Genomic DNA, 17659 nt, shown 5'->3' with positions numbered 1-17659 from the left:
ACGACCGCGCGTTCCCCGGGCACCGGTTGAGGTACCCTCGGCCACCCCGGCTCCAGTAGTCAAATTTGAGGAATGCGTGCTCCACGAGATCTCCGACCTCATCCACCACTCCGCCGTCTTCCTTCCCGGCGACCCGGCCCGCGCCGGCCGAATCGCGCTCTGGCGGACGGACTGCGCAGACGCGGGCACCCATGGGGGCTCCGGCGCGGGCAGCTGCGAGGAGCTGACCGTCGTCACCCCCGACCTGCGCCGGACTCCCGTGCGCGCACTCGTGCTGACCATGGACGAGGCCCTCCCCGTGCTCACCCGCGCCCGCGCCGGTGCCCGAGCGGGAACCGCGGCCCACAGGGCCAGCACCGCCTTCTGGGGAGCCGCCGCGCTGCTGGCCCTGCGGTTCGCCGCGCAGGGCAAACTGCTGCCGGGCCTCAGCCCCGCCGGCCACGACTCCTGGCGGATCGGGCCACTGGACGGGGCCGACCTCGACGAGGTGCGCGCCCTGGCCGCCGCCATGCCCCCCACCGCCCGTTGCGTGCCGCTGGACCCGGAGGGGCCCTTGGTGCCGGAAGGGCCCCTGGTGCCGGAGGTGCCGCCCCGGCTGCCCGCCGCGGAGCCGCTGCTGCGCGCCTTCCTCGACTCGGTCGCCGACACCCTGCCGCGCTCCCCCGCCGCGCCCACGGCCACCGGTGGGCCCGCCTTCGCGGCCCGCCCGCCCGCACGCCGTCCCGGCCTGCGCGCGTGGGCCGCGGAGGTGGCCTCCGGCCATGACGCCGGCGTACGCCTCTCCCTCCGGATCGAGCTCACCCGAGAACCCGGCCGGGTGCCCGAAGCCGCGGAACCCGCCGGGCACGCCGGGGGCTTCCGCGCCGTCCTCCAGATGCACAGCCCGGCCGATGCTGCAACGGTGGCCGACGCCGCCGACGTCTGGGCCGGTTCCGGAGCCGCCGCTGCCGCCTTCCCGCCCGGCGCCCGGCTGGACGCCCTGCGGGCCCTGCGCCGGGCGGCCAGGCTGTGGCCACCGCTCGCCCCGCTGCTGGGCGCCGCCGTCCCGGACGCCGTCGAGCTCGCCGACGAGGAGGTCACGGAGCTGCTCGGCGAAGCCGCCTCGGCGCTCGCCGCCGACGGGGTGCAGGTGCACTGGCCGCGCGGGCTCGTCCGCGGACTGACCGCCCGCGCCGTCGTCGCCACCCCGTCCCCGAGACGTCCCGGCTCCCCGGACCCGCAGGACACCGCCGGGAGCGCCCTTCCCTCCGGTCTGCTCTCGCCCGGCGCCCTGCTCTCCTTCAGCTGGCGCCACGCCCTCGGCGACCGGGGGGACCTCACCCCCGCCGAGCTGGACCGCCTCGCCGAGGCCAACCGCCCCCTGGTGCGGCTGCGCGACCAGTGGGTGCTGATCGACCCCGCCGAGGCCCGCCGGGCCCGCGCGCTCCAGGACCGTACGGTCACCGCCGCGGACGCGCTGGCCGCCGTACTCACCGGGTCTGCGGAGATCGACGGCGAGCGGGTCTGCGTGGAGGCCGCCGGCGCGGTGGAACGCCTGCGCGCGCGACTCACCGGCGACGCACCGGAAGCCGACGAGATCGCTGCCCCGCCCGCCCTCCGGGCCACCCTGCGCGACTACCAGCTGCGCGGCCTGCGCTGGCTGGCCCGGATGACCTCGCTCGGCCTCGGGGCCTGCCTCGCCGACGACATGGGCCTGGGCAAGACCGTCACCCTCATCGCGCTCCACCTGCACCGCAACCGCCCGGGCGCGGCCACCGCCGGCCCCACCCTGGTGGTGTGCCCGGCCTCGCTGCTGGGCAATTGGGAGCGGGAGATCGAGAAGTTCGCGCCCGGCACCCCCGTACGCCGTTTCCACGGGCCCGCCCGCAGTCTGGCCGGCCTCGCGCCCGGCACCGGGGCGTTCGTGCTCACCACGTACGGCACGATGCGCCTGGACGCGCACGCACTCGCCGCCACCGACTGGGGCCTGGTCGTCGCCGACGAGGCGCAGCACGTCAAGAACCCACACTCCTCCACCGCCAAGGCCCTGCGGACCGTCCCGGCGCGGGCCCGGGTGGCGCTGACCGGCACCCCGGTGGAGAACGACCTCTCCGAGCTGTGGGCCGTCCTCGACTGGACGACGCCGGGGATCCTGGGCCGCCTCGGTACCTTCCGCTCCCGCTACGCCGAACCGGTCGAGAGCGGCCGCGACCCGCAGGCGGCGGCCCGGCTGGCCTCGCTGGTGGGGCCGTTCCTGCTGCGGCGCAGGAAGTCCGACCCCGGTATCGCGCCCGAGCTGCCGCCGAAGACGGAGACCGACCATCCGGTGTCCCTCACCGGCGAACAGACCGCGCTCTACGAGGCCGTCGTACGCGAGACCCTCGCGGCGATCGCGGAGGCCGACGGGATGGAACGGCGCGGGCTCGTGGTCAAGCTGCTGACCTCTCTCAAACAGATCTGCAACCACCCGGCCCACTACCTGGGGGACGGCGGCGCCACCGGCGGCGCGCGTTCCGGCAAGCTGGAGCTCCTGGACGAGCTGCTGGACACGATCGTCGCCGAGGGCGGTTCGGTGCTGGTCTTCACCCAGTACGTGACGATGGCCCGGCTCATCGAGCGGCACCTGTCGGCCCGCGGGATCGCCTCCCAGCTCCTGCACGGCGGCACCCCGGTCGCCCGCCGCGAGGAACTCGTGGACCGCTTCCAGGCCGGCGAGGTCCCCGTCTTCCTGCTGTCCCTCAAGGCCGCCGGCACCGGCCTGAACCTCACCCGCGCCGGACACGTCGTCCACTTCGACCGCTGGTGGAACCCGGCCGTCGAGGAACAGGCCACCGACCGCGCCTACCGCATCGGCCAGACCCAGCCCGTACAGGTCCACCGCATCATCGCCGAGGGCACCGTCGAAGACCGCATCGCCCGCCTCCTGGAACGCAAACGGGCGCTGGCCGAAGCCGTCCTCGCGGGCGGCGAGAGCGCGCTGTCCGAACTGACCGATGCCGAACTGGCCGAGCTCGTGGCGCTGCGCCCGGCCGCGGGGAGTGGGCGATGAACGACACCGGGGACCCGTACGAGAAGACTTTCGCGGCGCTCCCGCCCGCGCCCGGGCGCGGCTTCGCCCGCACCTGGTGGGGCCAGGCCTGGCTGCGCGCCCTGGAGGACAGCGCGCTCGACGGCGAACAGGTCCGGCAGGGGCGCCGGGTCGCTCGCTCGGGGGCGGTGGGGGCGGTCACGGTACGTCCGGGCGGGCTCACGGCGGTCGTGCGCGACCGGGACGGGACGGCGCACCGGACGGACGTGCTGGTGCAGGAGTTCTCGCAGGCCGAGTGGGACCGGCTGCTGGGGCTCGCGGCCGCGGAGTCGGGGCACATCGCGGCGCTGCTGGACCGGGAGGTTCCGCCGGAGCTGGCGGAGGACGCGGCGGCGGCCGGGGTGGAACTGCTGCCCGGGATGGGGGACTTCGATCCGCGCTGCGACTGCGGCGAGTGGGACCACTGCCCGCACACGGCCGCGCTCTGCCACCAGGTGGCCCGGCTCCTGGACCAGGATCCCTTCGTCCTGCTGCTTCTGCGCGGCCGCGGCGAACGGCAGCTGCTGGACGGGCTGGAGGCGCGCAGCGCGGCGAACGCCCAGGCACAGGCCCAGGCCCAGGCGCAGACCTCGGACCGGGACGCCGCCGCCGCGGCGGGTGTTGCGGCGGACGTGGCGTACGGGGCGGCGCGGGCGGGTCTGCCGCCGCTGCCCCCGCTGCCGGACCTGCCGCGGGCCCCGGGGCAGCCGCCGGCCCTGGACACGGAGGCGGAACCGGACGGGCTCGACGTGGACGCGGTGGAGTTCCTCGCGCAGGCGGCGGCGTCCGAGGCCTTCCGGCTGCTCGCGGAGGCGGTCGCTCCGGGCCACGCCGACCGTGCCGTACCGGCCGCGCTCACACAGGCGCAGGACGCCGTACGCCTCACGCGGGAGGCCGATGACGTCCGGGTCCGCTCCCGTCTGGCGGCGGCTACCGGGCGCAGCCGGGCCGACATGGAACTGGCCGTGCTCGCCTGGGGCTTCGGCGGGGCCCCGGGTCTGGCCGCGCTGGAGGACGACTGGACGCCGGACCGGGCCGCGCTGGCCCGTGCCCGGGCGGCACTGGCCGCCGCCTGGTCGGACGCGGAGACCGGCGGTGGGGCCGGCGATGCAATCGGCGAGGTGGGCGGCGGCGGGACCGGCGGAGGGGCTCCGGTGCTGCGCAGGGTCCGGGCGCGCTGGACGCAGGCGGGGGCGGGCCGCCAGATCCGGCTGGGCCGGGAGGGCCGCTGGTGGCCGTACCGCCGGGAGGAGGGCCGCTGGATCCCGTCGGGCCCGTCGGCGCCGGACCCCGCGTCGGCGCTGGAGGCCGACCCGGCGGACTGATGCCCCCGGGCGCCGGGCCGCCGCCCGCCGCACGGGCTGCGGCCCGAACCGGCCGGAGCCCGGCCCGCGCCCTGGCCGACGTACGGCTTGCCGGGACACGGTGCGGCGACGACGATGGGGGCGCTCCGGTACCGCGGCACCACGGGAGGGTGACATGGGCGACCGGGATCCTTCGGTGGCACTGCCGGACGGAGCCGATCCGGCGGCCCGCTCGCGCGAACTACGCCGGGCGCACGCCGCGTTCACCCGGGACGGGCGGGTGGAGACCCCGGTGCGGGCGGTCATCGCGCGGTCCTGGCGGCGGTGCGCGCGGGCCCGGCTGAGCCCGGAGTGCGCACCGGGGGCGGCGCTGGCGGAGGCGGAGCTGCGTCCGTACCGGGAGGACCACCCGCTGGCACGGGTGATGCCGCTGTTCCGGGATCTCGTCGGCGCGTTCGCCGCCCACGGGGCGCACCTGCTGGCGGTGTGCGACGCGCGGGGCAGCCTGTTGTGGGTGGAGGGCGAACCGGCCACCCTGCGGCGGGCCGAGGGCTTGGGCTTCGTCCCGGGCACACGCTGGGCGGAGAGCGCAATGGGGACCAACGCCCCCGGTACGGCGGTGGCGTTGGGCGAGCCCGTGCAGGTCTTCGGGGCCGAGCACTTCAGCCGCCGGGTGCACCCGTGGACCTGCGCGGCGGCGCCGGTGCGCGATCCGCGCACCGGCAGGCTGCTGGGCGCGGTGGACATCACCGGCGGCGACGGCCTCGCGCACCCGCACTCCCTGGCGTTCGTACGGGCGGTGGCCCGCGCGGCGGAGGTCCAGCTGGCCCTGCTCGACGAGGGTCCGCCGGCCCGGCGGGACTGCCTGACGGCCCTCGGCAGGGACGAGGCGCTGCTGGTGACCGGGGGCCGACGGGTGCGGCTGGGGCGCCGGCACAGCGAGATCATGGCCCTGCTCGCGCATCACCCCGAGGGCCTGTCGGGCGAGGAGCTGGCGATCGCCCTGTACGAGGACGAGTCGGTGTCCCCGGTGACGCTGCGCGCCGAGATGTCCCGGCTGCGCGCGCTGCTGGGGACCTCGGCGCCGCTGTCGCGCCCCTATCGCACGGCCGGTCCGCTGGACGCGGACTTCACCACCCTGACGCGGCAGTTGGCGACGGGAGCGGTCTCCGCGGCACTCCACGCGTATCCGGGCCCGCTGCTGCCGGCCTCTACGGCTCCCGGGGTGGTCCGGCTGCGCCGGCGGATCGAGGACCAGGCGCGGGCGGCCCTGATCGCGCGGGCCGACGCGGGACTGCTGGCCGACTGGGTGTGCAGTGCGTGGGGCGCGGACGACCCGGAGGCGTGGCGGGCGCTGGCGGCGGCGCTGCCGCCCGAGGGCAGGCCGGCCGCGCTGGCCCGGGTACGCGCCCTGGACCGCGAGCTGGCCGCCCGGCCGGGCCGGCGCGGGCGGAGTGCAACGTATCCGCAACCCGCCCGCTCCTAGCCTCCACCCGAGCGCTGGCCGACGGCGGCCGGCGCCCGGCAGGGGAGGACTCCATGGCCCGTTACGCTGCGCCCGGTACCGACGGTGCGCTCATGTCGTACGCGTCGCGCTACGACCACTTCATCGGCGGCGAGTACGTCGCGCCCGCCCGCGGGCGGTACTTCGCGAACCCCTCCCCCGTCACCGGCCAGACCTTCACGGAGGTCGCCCGGGGCACCGCGGAGGACGTGGAGCGGGCGCTGGACGCGGCGCACGCGGCGGCTCCCGCCTGGGGCCGGACCTCGGTAGCCGACCGGTCGTCGGTCCTGCTGCGCATCGCGGACCGGATGGAGCGGAACCTGGAGGCCCTCGCCGTCGCGGAGACCTGGGAGAACGGCAAGCCGGTCCGCGAGACCCTGGCGGCCGACCTGCCCCTGGCGATCGACCAGTTCCGCTACTTCGCGGGCGCGCTGCGGGCGCAGGAGGGCGCGCTCAGCCAGATCGACGACGACACGGTCGCCTACCACTTCCACGAACCGCTGGGCGTGGTCGCGCAGATCATCCCGTGGAACTTCCCGATCCTGATGGCCGTGTGGAAGCTGGCCCCGGCGCTGGCGGCGGGCAACACCGTGGTCCTCAAGCCGGCCGAGCAGACCCCGGCCTCCGTGCACCACTGGCTGGGCCTGGTCGCGGACCTGCTGCCGCCGGGCGTGGTGAACATCGTCAACGGCTTCGGGGAGGAGGCCGGCAAGCCGCTCGCGTCGAGCCCGCGCGTGGCGAAGGTCGCCTTCACCGGGGAGACGGCGACGGGTCGGCTGATCATGCAGTACGCGGCCGAGCACCTCAAGCCGGTCACACTGGAACTCGGCGGCAAGAGCCCGAACCTGTTCTTCGACGACATCTGGTCGCAGGACGACGACCTGCGCGACAAGGCCCTGGAGGGCTTCACCATGTTCGCGCTCAACCAGGGCGAGGTGTGCACGAACCCCTCGCGGGCCCTGATCGAGCGGGGCCGGTACGGGGACTTCCTCGACGCGGCCGTGGCGCGCACCGAACAGATCGTGCCGGGGCACCCGCTGGACACGGACACGATGATCGGGGCCCAGGCGTCGGAGGAGCAGTTGAAGAAGGTCCTGTCGTACGTGGAGATCGGCCGTCGGGAGGGCGCGAAACTCCTCACGGGCGGCCGCCGCCAGGAACTGGAGGGCGACCTCGCGGGCGGCTTCTACGTCCAGCCGACCATCTTCGAGGGCGACAACCGCATGCGGATCTTCCAGGAGGAGATCTTCGGCCCGGTGGTGTCGGTGACCGCCTTCCAGGACTTCGAGGACGCCGTGCGCATCGCCAACGACACGGCGTACGGCCTCGGCGCGGGCGTGTGGACCCGCGACATCAACACGGCCTACCGCGCGGGCCGGGCCATCCAGGCGGGCCGCGTCTGGACGAACTGCTACCACGCCTACCCGGCCCACGCCGCCTTCGGCGGCTACAAGCAGTCGGGCATCGGCCGCGAGACCCACAAGATGATGCTGGAGCACTACCAGCAGACGAAGAACGTTTATGTCAGCTATTCCCCGAAAGCAGTTGGGTTCTTCTAGAGCGCCAAGTCGAGCGCCCGGAAGGGAAATTGCACTCCTGAAATCAGTTCCGAAGCGTCACTCATCGACACAGGAACATCACGCTGAGTGCGGAATGGGGTCGCCCGGCCACGCCTCCCGGACCAGTCACGGACCAGACTCCCGCCCGGGAGCGAGGGAGGCGACGCCCTCTGACACGCGTGGTGGCGCGGCGTAGCGGGACGGCTCAGGCTCTGCAACTCGCTCCACGGGGCACGCACAACGTCCCGGAAGCCGCCAGGTGCAACGGAATCGGGCGGGTGGTGCCGGCCGGCAGCAACCTCGTGACCGGCTCCTACCCGACGCAGCACCTCACCGGGCCACAGGAGCCCGCACACCCGGACGGCCTGTACGGGGTGAGCAAGGTCGGGGTCGAGGCTCTGGGGCGCCTGTACGCGGACAAGTGCGGGCCGTCCGCCGCCTTCCTGCGCACCGGCAGCTTCGAGCAGGCATCCACCGAGCCCCGCCACCTGGCGACGTGGACGAGTCCACGCGACACCGTCGGCTACGTCAAAGCCGCGCTCACAGGGCCTGCGTCGATCCGAGGCTTTCACCCTGAAGACTGTGGTCGATTGCCGGTCAGATCCGGTCCGCCAGGTAGGCGATGTGCGGCGGTCACCGACCTCCCAACGGTCCCACACCCGCTAGACTTGCAGAGTTATGCAATTTACTAGTTCTGGATATGGCGGACGGGGGTCGCGGTGTGGCCGGGTTCGAGGCAGCAGCGCTGGAACGGGCCCGTGTGGCGCGGGCTCGTCTCCAGGCTGCACAGGAAGCTGACGATGCGCTTCGAGGAGGCACAGGCCGCGGAGAAGCTGGAGGACGCATTGCGCGTGGCCCACGATCACGGCGTGGCCACCGAAGCCGGAGACAGCCGGTGAACCAGACAGTGTCACTGGCGCCGAGGCGTCGGTGATGGCCCGGCACCCCAGCGGACAATCGGCCGTCGAGGCGCTCAAGCACGTGTGGACGGTGCCGCTGGTGCCGGGTTCCGTGCGGGCCGCGCGCGAGCGCAGCGAACGGTCCCTGGTCCTCCTCGGCCTGGAGAGCTCCTGCGCGCTCTTCGGCGCCGTGCTCCTGGTGGTCAGCGAGCTGGTGGCCAACGCCGTCCGGCACGCTCAGGACTCCCTGGACGCGGAGGTGACTCTCCACATGACCGAGCACCTGCTCGTGGTCTCGGTCGAGGACCTGGACCCGCGCCCGATAACGCTGGCCGATGCCGGCCGGACCTCCGGGCAGGGGCTGCGCACGGTGGCTGACCTGGCGCGCACGTTCGGCGGCGACGTCCGTATCGAGCCTTCCTCCGGCGGGCACGGCAAAACGGTGGTCGTCCGCTTCATCCTGCCGGAAGGCACACCGTGACCAGCAGGAACCAAAGGGACGTACAGCTGTACGAGATCACCTACCTCGGAACCGGCCATGAGCCGGAGGTTCGCACGGTAGAGGCCGGCGAAGTCGCGGCCGTCATCGAGTACGCCGGCGAACACGGCATGCAGGTCCGCCTCCGCCCGTGCCGCCGCCCTGTCGAGGAGCCGAGCACCAGGAAGGAAGGCGCGTCATGACGGATAACCTGCCCGAGAGAGACACGGCGGCGGAGCACGAGAAGTGGAAAGAGAAGGGCGTTGCGATGCGGGCCTTCTTCTACATCTTCGGCACGCACGTGTTCGCCGGGTTCATCTGGTTGCTGTTCTACCTGGGGCAGCACGCCCAGAAGTGAGGCCGGGACCGAAATGGGGCCCGCACGCCTGCGGAGCAGGTTCGGCATATGAGGGAGCGGCCGTCTTCCGGTGTCAGAAGCGCGTTGAACCCGCACTATCGGAAGACGGCCGCCGTATGTGGGGTGCCGGCCCCGCAGGGCCCGCACCGTGGGGCACCGTTCAGGCGTGGCGGCTGGCCTTGAGGTCGGCCAGGAGTTCGGCCTGGCCTTCCAGGACGCCGGAGAGGATGCCGCGGGCGACCCGCAGGAGCTCGACGATCTCGGGGTCGGTGAGCGCGTAGTACACGTTCGAACCCTCCCGGCGGGTGATCACCAGGTTGGCCTTGCGCAGGACGGCGAGCTGTTGGGAGAGGCTCGCGGCCTCCACTCCGACCTCGGGGAGCATCTCGGCTACCGCGTGCTCGCGTACGGAGAGGAGTTCCAGGACGCGGATGCGGACCGGGTGCCCCAGCGTTTTGAAGAACTCCGCCTTCAGCTGGTACAGCGGTGCGCTCACCTGGCTACCCCTGCCGTGACTGCCCATCTCATCCACCCGGAACCGTTCCTTCGTAGAGGCATCCGTTCGCCCCTCCTCACACCTTGCGACCTCCACAATTGCAGATCCTTGCAACTCGTGGGACCCGGCGGGGCACCTTCGTGACGTTCGCCTCCCGCAGTGGGACCTTCGCCGGTCAGGCCTTCTTGAGGAACTCGGTCTTCAGGACCAGGCCCTTGACCTTCCTCGTGTTGCACTCGACCTCGCCCGGGCGGGAGGTGAGGCGGATGTTCTTGACCAGGGTGCCGCGCTTGAGGGTCTCGGAGGTCCCCTTGACTTTCAGGTCCTTGGTCAGCGTGACCGAGTCCCCGTCCTCCAGGAACTTGCCGTTGGAGTCCTTGAAGATGATGTCGCTCATGGTGCCGATGTCCTTCGTCGCTGATCTTGCGGATGGTGTGCTGGGTTCAGGTGAGGGCGGGTTCCTCGGGGGACTGCGGAGTGGGCCAGTCATCAGTGGTCCACTGCTTGATCGTCCCGTGGGCTCCGTGAGCGGCAAGCGCGGCGGCGAGGTCGCAGTGGATCGGGACGGGCGGACAGGTCGCGTCCGGGACAAGGGAGCCGTCCGCCGGTATCGCGGCGAGCTCAAGTCGGCGCCCGCTCTCGGCGAGGCGGTGGGCGGCCCGGGCAACGGCGATCTGCCCGCCGGCCGACCAGCCCAGCAGACCGGTCAGGTCCAGGATGACCGGGCCGGTGCCCCTCGCGAGCGCCCAGCCGATGGCGCCGGTGAACCGGTCGGTGGCGTCCGCGCCGAGATACCCGGCCAGGGACAGCACGCCCAGGTCCTGGCGGGTGGTGTAGCGCCATTCGATCGTCATCGTCAGCTCCTCGGCTTCACAGGGGAAGGGTGATCCAGATGGCCTTGCCGCGCCCGTCCGCGTCCGCCCGTACGACGGCGGTGCCGCCGAGTTCCATCGTCATTTCGACCACCATGGCCAGGCCGCTGCCCGGGGCGGTGGCGAGCGCCCCGAACAGGACGGGCCGGTAGGGGTGGCGGTCGCGGACGGCGAACGCGAATGCACCCGGCCCGTGTGCGTAGGTGACCGTGATGATCGGGGACAGGACTGCAGCGTGGCGGACGGCGTTGGTGACCAGTTCGGCCAGGATCAGCAGCGCCGGGCCGACGCTCGGGTGGCGAAGGCCCACCCCGCACTCGACGAGGACAAGCTCGGTGGTCTCGCGGGCGATGCGAACGGCGGCCCCCATGGCCGGCACGTCCAGCACGTGCCGGTAGGGCATCGCCTCGACCTGGACGGTCACCGGCCCACCCCGTTCACGGTGCGGGCCAGGCGGAACCCGGACACGGACTGCGGGTGCAGGCGCAGCAGGGTGTCATGAGGGCCGTGGGCCCAGCCGGGCAGGGTGCGCCGGTAGTGGGCGGCCTCGTCGGGGTCGACGATGACATCGGCCGGGCCGTGGGTGCTGACCGTCCAGCCGGTCCCGGCCGGGCTCCGGATCTCATCGACCTGGTAGGTCAGCAGTGCCCGGCCGGGGATGGTGGCGGCTTGCACGGGGGCCCGGACGACGAGGCGTCCGTACTCCATCGCGTGTGCGGCGGGGCGGACGACGGCCACCTCCCGCTGGATGTAGACGAGTCGGCCTTGGGCGGAGCCTTCGAGGAGCCATAGGGCTTCGGTACCGGAGACCTCGATCATGCGGAGGTCGGCGGGGACGGTCATCGTGCGGCCTTCCGGATGCGGTGCGGTCGGTGATGCGTACGGGGCAGCAGGCCCGCCTGCTCCAGGTGTTTGCGGGCGCCGGCGATCGCCTCGGGGGTGGTGGCGTACTCACGGCCTTCCGGGCGCAGCAGGTCCAAGGCGCCGACGGCGTCCAGGGCCTGGCGCTGGCCGGGCCGGATGCCGGAGGTCATGACGGCGATGCCGCGCCGGTTCAGCTTCTCGACCGCGTCCTTCAGAACGAGGGCGCCGGTGGCGTCCAGGGTGGTCACCCGCGCCATGCGCAGGATGACCACCTTCACGTCGGCTACTTCGGAGAGTTCGAGGAGGAAGCGGTGGGCGCCGGCGAAGAAGAGGGGGCCGTCTATGCGGTAGGCCACGATGTGCTCGGCCAGCAGGGCGTGTTCCTCGTCGCTGTGCTCGCCGGGCAGGTCCGGGCGGAAGTCGACCTGCTCCATCCGAGCCTGGCTCGCCACTGCCTTCAAGGCGAGGGCTCCCGCGACGACGAGGCCGATGATCACCGCGTACACGAGGTCGAGGATCAGGGTTGCGGCGGCGGTCAGGACGAGGACGACGGCGTCCGAGCGGGTTGCCTTGGCCATTGCTTTTAGTGAGCCGACCTCGACCATGCGGATCGCGGTCGCCAGCAGAACGCCGGCCAGTGCGGCGAGGGGGATCTTCGAGACGAGGGGGGCTGCGGCGAACACGATCACTGCGAGTACCGCGGCGTGGGTGAGCGCGGCCAGCCGGGAGGAGGCGCCGGTGCGGACGTTGACGGCCGTGCGGGCGATCGCGGCGGTGGCCGGCACTCCGCCGAACAGCGGGGCCGCCAGGTTGGCGACGCCCTGCCCGAAGAGCTCCTTGTCCGGATCGTGCTTCTGCCCCACCGTCATCCCGTCCGCCACGGTCGCCGACAGAAGCGACTCCAGCGCGGCGAGCGCCGCGACCGCGACCGCCGGGGCCAGCAGCGACCCGAACGCGGAAGCGTTGAGGAAGGCCAGGGACGGAGCGGGGAGCCCGGGGGGAAGGTCACCGATCGGGGCCGCCTCGTCAAGACGGAAGACCTGCGCGATCACGGTCGCGACGACGACCGCGACGATCGAGAACGGGACCCTCGGCTTCCACCGGGCCCCGGCCAGCATCACCGCCGCGACACCCACCGAGAGGCCGATCGCCGTCAAGTTCGGGAAGGCGACGAACTCCACGAGCGCCCGCCACGCCACGAGCAGGACCTTCTCCCCCTCCGGCTCGGCGACCCCGAGGGCATTGGGTATCTGCTGGAGGCCGATCACGCACGCGATCCCCAGGGTGAAGCCCTCCACCACCGGTGCCGGCACGTACCGCATGTACTGCCCGGCCCGCAGCAGGGCGAGACCGATCAGGAGCACGCCGGCCATCAGCCCGACGGTCAGGACACCGCCGGGCCCGTACCGGGCGACGATCGGCACCAGGACGACGGTCATCGCGCCGGTCGGGCCGGACACCTGGAGGTTCGACCCGCCGCAGAGGGCGGCGAGCGCGCCCGCGACCACGGCGGTGGCCAGCCCCGCCTCCGCGCCCAGCCCGGAGGAGACCCCGAACCCGAGGGCGAGGGGAAGGGCGACGATCGCCACCGTGAGGCCGGCCAGGAGATCCCGTCGGGGGTTGCGGGCCATGACCGCGTAATCGGCCCGGGCGGGCAGGACGGAACGGACCCGGCCGAGCACGGCCGTCAGGGCGGTGTTCACGCTCACGAGGCCGCAACCTTGGACGCGCGCAGCTCCTCGAGCAGCTCGCTCTGCCCGGTCAGGACCTCGGTCAGGATCCGCCGCGCGGCCAGCATCAGCTGCGCGACGTCCCCGCCGGCCAGTGCGTAGACGACGGTAGCGCCGTTACGGGTCGAGGTGACGATCCCCGAGCGGCGCAGGACCGCGAGCTGCTGGGACAAGGCGGAGGGCTCGACCTCGATCGCGGCCAGCAGGTCCCGCACCGGCATCGGCCCGTCCTGCAGCAGCTCCAGAACCCTTATCCGCACCGGGTGCCCGAGCATCCGGAAGAACTCGGCCTTCACCTGATACAGCGGAACCGGCACGGTCTCGCACCCTTCTCACCGCCCCGAACGGGGCATACGCCTGGTGCCGCGCCCGCGGCTACCTACGGACACAGCACCCACAGCATCTATGAAATTGCAGATTTCTGCAATTTGCAGATCCTGCGATCCGCTGCCTGCCGCTGGCGCACTGTACGGAAGGGACCTCGCCGCATCGATCGGCGGCGAGGCCCCTTCCGGCACCGGGAGACACGCCCGTGGGATTCAGGCGGGGCATGCCCTTGCCCGCCCAGGCACGGGGCCCCGTAGTCGTCGAAATCCCTGAAGCGTGTGGGGATGTTGATCTCGTCGACCTCCACGTCCGCCAGGCCGGCCGCTCGCAGGAACTCGCCCAACGGACCGGGCGCGCAAAGGGGGAGCCGCAGAGCCTCGTCCAGCTTCCGGCTGCCCTCGTCCAGGGAGACGGCGGCTTCCCAGAAGTAGCGGATGAGTTCCATGCCTCCCGGGGTGTAGTCCCAGAGGTACGCGGCGAGCGTGCCGCCAGGGCGCAGGATGCGGGCCATCTCTGCGACGGCCGGCTCAGGAGCAGGGACGAAGCTGAGGACCAGGCCGCTGATCGCCACCGACGCCCGCCGTCCGGGAACGGCAGCCTCAGCGCATCGCCGCGTACGAACTGGGCCCGGGAATCCGCGACGTGCACCGCACAGCCCGCGACTCGATAGACACGGACATCGCCTTGCTCGCGGGCCCGCTATAACGGCGGCCGCGAGCTCGGGCCAGCGGGGCACGCGAAGCGCCTGGGCTTCTTCTAGGCCGCCGACTCGGGCTCCCGGGCGGGAAGCCGACCCCCGCGTCAGGCCGCGGCGAGCTGCTGTTCGCGGTCCGGTGTGGTGGCCTTGGGCTTCCTGTTCGGCAGCGAGAGCCGGAAGACCCTGTGCCACGCGGAGTACACCTGCTTGGGCAGCGGCCCGGTGACGTAGTCCAGCTCGTACTTCTCGAACAGGGCGCGCACCTTCACCGCGACCTCGGCGTACCGGTTGCTCGGCAGGTCCGGGAACAGGTGGTGCTCGATCTGGTGCGAGAGGTTGCCGGTCATGAAGTGCATGGCCTTGCTGCCACTGATGTTCGCCGAGCCCATCATCTGGCGCAGGTACCACTGGCCGCGCGTCTCACCCTTGATCGAGCGGCGCTCGAAGACCTGCACGCCCTCGGGGAAGTGCCCGCACATGATCACCGAGTGGGTCCAGAGGTTGCGGACCAGGTTCGCGGTGAAGGTGGCGGCGAGCGTGGTGAGGAACGACGGGCCCGAGAGGAGCGGGTGGATCACGTAGTCCTTGAGCACCTGCTTGCGGATCTTGCGGCCCACGGCCCTGGCCCGCGCGCGGAACTCCGGGTTCTTGCGGCGGCGCTTGTGCAGGTTCTTGCCGAGTTCCAGGTCGTAGGCGGCGATGCCGTACTCGAAGAAGCAGGCGTTGATGAAGTTCCACAGCGGCTGGCCGAGGTGGAACGGGTGCCACTTCTGGTCCTCGTCGACGCGCATGATGCCGTAGCCGAGGTCGTTGTCCTTGCCGATCACGTTGGTGTAGGTGTGGTGCAGCTGGTTGTGCGAGTGCTTCCACTGGTCGGCGGGCGAGACGTGGTCCCAGTCCCAGGTGGTGGAGTGGATCTTCGGGTCCCGCATCCAGTCCCACTGGCCGTGCAGGATGTTGTGGCCGATCTCCATGTTGTCCATGATCTTGGCCACGGACAGGCCGGCGGTGCCGATCAGCCACGCCGGCGGGAAGATCGAGAACAGCAGGATGCCCCTGCTGACCAGTTCGAGCTTGCGCTGCGCCGAGATGACCTTGCGGATGTAGGCGGCGTCCTTCTCCCCGCGGCTGGCGATCACCTCGTCGCGGATCGCGTCCAGCTCGCGGCCGAGCTCCTCGATCTGCTCCGCGGTCAGGTGGGCGGTGGGGTCGATGGCGGTCAAGGTGCTCCTACCGTTCGATGTCGCAGGGGCCCGCCGCGGCGGACACGCAGGTCTGGATGAGGACGTCCGGCCCGGCCTCGGTGATCTCGCCGGTGCGCAGGTCGCGGACGGCGCCCGCCGTGAGCGGCGTGACGCAGCCGAAGCAGATGCCCATGCGGCACCCGGACGGCATGAGCACGCCGGCCTCCTCGCCGACATCCAGCAGCGGCGTGGCCCCGTCGGCGTCGACGGTCTTGTTGGTGGTGGCGAACGTGACCTCGCCACCGTCACCGGTGACGACGACTCCGGCGCGGAAGCGTTCGGTGTGCAGGCGCTCCGGGATGCCGTGCTCGCTCCAGTGCGCCTCGGCGGCGTCGAGCAGGCCCGCGGGCCCGCACGCCCAGGTCTCGCGCTCGGCCCAGTCGGGGACGAGTTCGCCCAGCCGGGCGATGTCGAGCATGCCGTCCGTGTCGGTGTGCAGCTCGGTGAGGCGCAGCTTCTTGTCCGCGACCAGGTCGTGCAGCTCGTTGCGGAAGATCACGTCGTGCGGCTGCGGTGCGGAGTGGACCATGACGACGTCGTCGAACTCGCTGTCGCGCAGCATGCCCATCGCCGGCGTGATGCCGCTTCCGGCCGTCAGGTAGAGCACCTTGGCCGGCCTGGCCTCCGGCAGTACGAAGTCACCGGTCGCCTGGTCGAGCTGGATCAGCGTGCCCGGTTCGACCCTGCGGACCAGGTGGTTGCTGACCTTGCCGTCCGGGATCGCCTTCACGGTGATCGTGATCCGGCCGTCCCGGCGGTCCGTCGGCGAGGTGACCGAGTAGGCGCGCCACAGGCGCACCCCGTCGACGTCGACCCCGATCCGCACGTACTGACCGGCCGTGTGGCCGCGCCAGCCCCGTCCCGGCCTGATCACGATGGTCGCGGCATCACCCGTCTCGGGGTGCACGGCCTCGATGCGCCCCCGCAGGTCGCCGCCCGCACGCAGCGGGCTGACCAGGTCGAGGTAGTCCGACGGCAGCACCGGCGTCGTGACCATCTCCAGCAGTTTCCACGCCCTACTGCGGAGGGCTGCACTCGTCATGACCCCAGCTTGATGCGCTTCAGGGGGTAAAGTCCTGTCCGTAGGACGTGAATCTGATCGACTGAATTGTTCGCAGGGAACAAAAACGTGAGTCATGCAGTCCGCAGGGCCAGTGAACTGGTCCTGGATGAGACGACGGTCACCGCGCTTCGGGCCGCGCTGCGGACCACCGCCGACGAGGTCGTCCAGGCGATCATCGACGAGGTGCCGCCGTACGCCAACGCCCTTTCGGGCCGGATGGGCGCCACCATCCGGCGGGCCGTCCGCACCGCCCTGGGCCTCTACCTCGACCTGGCGAGCGGGAAGGCCACCGGCGGCGACGCCGGCGAGGCGGCCTACGAGCTGGGCCGCGGCGAGGTCCGCGACGGCCGTTCGATGGACGCCCTGCTCAGCGCCTACCGGGTCGGCGCCCGCGTGGCCTGGCGAGGCCTGGCGGCAGGTGCCGTACCCGCAGGTCTGCCCGCCGCCCAGGTCGCCAAGTTCGCCGAGCTGACCTTCGCCTACATCGACGAGCTGTCCGCCGCGAGCGCCGCGGGCCACGCCGACGAGCTGGCGGCGCGGGGCCGGGCCCACGAGCGCCACCTGGAACAGCTGGCCCGCGACCTCCTTGCCAGCGCGGGCCCGGACGTGCTCCTCGCCGCTGCCGGGCGGGCCCGGTGGCAGCCGCCGGTTTCGCTGACCGCGGTCCTGCTGCCCGCCGCCCAGGCCCGGCCGGCCTACCGCGCGCTCGACCCGGGCACCCTCGTCCTCGACGACCTGCCGGACGCCTCCGGCGTGCTGCTCGTCCCCGATACCGACCGGGCACGCCTGCTGAGGCAGCTGTCCGACCGCACCGCCGTGGTCGGCCCGGCCCGGCCGTGGACGCGTGCGTCCGCCTCGTACGCACGCGCCGTACGCGCGCGCTCCCTCTCCTGCGACATCCGCGACACCGAGGACCACCTGCCCGAGCTGGTACTGGGCGCCGACGCGGACGCCTTCGCCGACCTGCGGGCCCGAGCCCTCGCACCGTTCCGTACCTTGCCGACCGCGACCGCGCGGCGGCTCGAGGAGACGTTGCGGGCGTGGCTGCTGCACCAGGGCAGGCGGGACGAGGTGGCGGCGGCGTTGTTCGTCCACCCCCAGACCGTCCGGTACCGGATGTCGCAGCTGCGGGAGCTCTTCCCGGATCTCGCCTCGCCGCAGCGGGTTCTCGAACTGACGCTGGCGGTCGGTCTCCGCATGGGCTGAGGCGGTACGGCA

18 protein-coding genes are annotated in these 17659 nt (G+C 72.6%); 8 read left to right on the top strand and 10 right to left on the bottom strand.

Annotation, left to right across the window (positions count from 1 at the left end; genetic code table 11):
• Window positions 1–76 precede the first annotated feature (76 nt).
• The 7 genes from E6U81_RS18900 (at window position 77) to E6U81_RS39885 (ending at window position 9148) form a co-directional block, all read left to right on the top strand.
• Window positions 77–3028, top strand: coding sequence for a DEAD/DEAH box helicase (locus E6U81_RS18900; RefSeq protein ID WP_240803898.1), 2952 nt, complete (start codon window positions 77–79; stop codon window positions 3026–3028).
• Window positions 3025–4371: an SWF or SNF family helicase gene (locus E6U81_RS18895; protein ID WP_136231272.1), complete on the top strand. Its 1347-nt coding sequence runs from the start codon at window positions 3025–3027 to the stop codon at window positions 4369–4371. Before E6U81_RS18900 ends, E6U81_RS18895 begins: the two co-directional genes overlap by 4 nt.
• A gap of 154 nt (window positions 4372–4525) precedes the next feature.
• The gene (locus tag E6U81_RS18890) at window positions 4526–5836 is read left to right on the top strand and encodes a helix-turn-helix domain-containing protein (protein WP_136231271.1); all 1311 of its coding nucleotides are present in this window, start codon (window positions 4526–4528) and stop codon (window positions 5834–5836) included.
• Between the two features lie 53 nt (window positions 5837–5889).
• Window positions 5890–7413, top strand: coding sequence for an aldehyde dehydrogenase family protein (locus E6U81_RS18885; protein ID WP_136231270.1), 1524 nt, complete (start codon window positions 5890–5892; stop codon window positions 7411–7413).
• A gap of 179 nt (window positions 7414–7592) precedes the next feature.
• Entirely contained in the window at window positions 7593–8105 is a 513-nt protein-coding gene (locus E6U81_RS41940) for an NAD-dependent epimerase/dehydratase family protein (RefSeq protein WP_346766159.1), read from the top strand.
• A gap of 241 nt (window positions 8106–8346) precedes the next feature.
• On the top strand, window positions 8347–8793 hold the full coding sequence (locus tag E6U81_RS18875; RefSeq protein ID WP_136231269.1) for an ATP-binding protein: 447 nt from the start codon (window positions 8347–8349) through the stop codon (window positions 8791–8793).
• Window positions 8794–8989: 196 nt separating this feature from the next.
• Window positions 8990–9148, top strand: coding sequence for a DUF6126 family protein (locus E6U81_RS39885; RefSeq protein ID WP_168714664.1), 159 nt, complete (start codon window positions 8990–8992; stop codon window positions 9146–9148).
• 160 nt (window positions 9149–9308) lie between these two features.
• Here the strand turns inward: E6U81_RS39885 and E6U81_RS18870 are convergent, their stop codons facing one another.
• The 10 genes from E6U81_RS18870 to E6U81_RS18825 all read right to left on the bottom strand — a co-directional run bounded on the left by E6U81_RS18870 (window position 9309) and on the right by E6U81_RS18825 (window position 16420).
• Window positions 9309–9644, bottom strand: coding sequence for a metalloregulator ArsR/SmtB family transcription factor (locus tag E6U81_RS18870; RefSeq protein ID WP_136231268.1), 336 nt, complete (start codon window positions 9642–9644; stop codon window positions 9309–9311).
• 175 nt (window positions 9645–9819) lie between these two features.
• Entirely contained in the window at window positions 9820–10041 is a 222-nt protein-coding gene (locus E6U81_RS18865; protein ID WP_136231267.1) for an alkylphosphonate utilization protein, read from the bottom strand.
• A gap of 46 nt (window positions 10042–10087) precedes the next feature.
• The gene (locus tag E6U81_RS18860) at window positions 10088–10498 is read right to left on the bottom strand and encodes an STAS domain-containing protein (protein ID WP_136231266.1); all 411 of its coding nucleotides are present in this window, start codon (window positions 10496–10498) and stop codon (window positions 10088–10090) included.
• Between the two features lie 16 nt (window positions 10499–10514).
• Window positions 10515–10919, bottom strand: coding sequence for an ATP-binding protein (locus E6U81_RS18855; protein WP_136231440.1), 405 nt, complete (start codon window positions 10917–10919; stop codon window positions 10515–10517).
• Window positions 10920–10936: 17 nt separating this feature from the next.
• Window positions 10937–11359, bottom strand: coding sequence for a pyridoxamine 5'-phosphate oxidase family protein (locus tag E6U81_RS18850; RefSeq protein ID WP_240803897.1), 423 nt, complete (start codon window positions 11357–11359; stop codon window positions 10937–10939).
• Entirely contained in the window at window positions 11356–13011 is a 1656-nt protein-coding gene (locus E6U81_RS18845; protein ID WP_136231438.1) for a SulP family inorganic anion transporter, read from the bottom strand. The genes E6U81_RS18850 and E6U81_RS18845 overlap by 4 nt, the downstream gene beginning before the upstream one ends.
• A 74-nt stretch (window positions 13012–13085) precedes the next feature.
• Window positions 13086–13427 carry a metalloregulator ArsR/SmtB family transcription factor gene (locus E6U81_RS18840; RefSeq protein ID WP_136231265.1) on the bottom strand — a complete coding sequence of 114 codons (342 nt, stop codon included), beginning with the start codon at window positions 13425–13427 and terminating at the stop codon, window positions 13086–13088.
• Window positions 13428–13513: 86 nt separating this feature from the next.
• Complete coding sequence (locus E6U81_RS18835) at window positions 13514–14008, bottom strand: methyltransferase domain-containing protein (protein WP_136231264.1); 495 nt, start codon at window positions 14006–14008, stop codon at window positions 13514–13516.
• Between the two features lie 230 nt (window positions 14009–14238).
• Entirely contained in the window at window positions 14239–15357 is a 1119-nt protein-coding gene (locus E6U81_RS18830; protein WP_136231263.1) for an acyl-CoA desaturase, read from the bottom strand.
• A 7-nt stretch (window positions 15358–15364) separates the two neighbouring features.
• Window positions 15365–16420 (bottom strand): ferredoxin reductase, encoded by a 1056-nt coding sequence (locus E6U81_RS18825; protein WP_136231262.1) that lies wholly within the window; start codon window positions 16418–16420, stop codon window positions 15365–15367.
• 87 nt (window positions 16421–16507) lie between these two features.
• On the opposite strand from E6U81_RS18825, the gene E6U81_RS18820 reads away from it, so the two are divergent.
• Entirely contained in the window at window positions 16508–17647 is a 1140-nt protein-coding gene (locus tag E6U81_RS18820; protein ID WP_136231261.1) for a PucR family transcriptional regulator, read from the top strand.
• Window positions 17648–17659 lie beyond the last annotated feature (12 nt).

Origin of the sequence: Streptomyces sp. A0592 (assembly GCF_004795115.1) — a bacterium.
Classification (GTDB): domain Bacteria; phylum Actinomycetota; class Actinomycetes; order Streptomycetales; family Streptomycetaceae; genus Streptomyces; species Streptomyces erythrochromogenes.
Note: the sequence above shows the minus strand (reverse complement) of the source record. Positions and strands in the feature narration are given on the sequence as shown.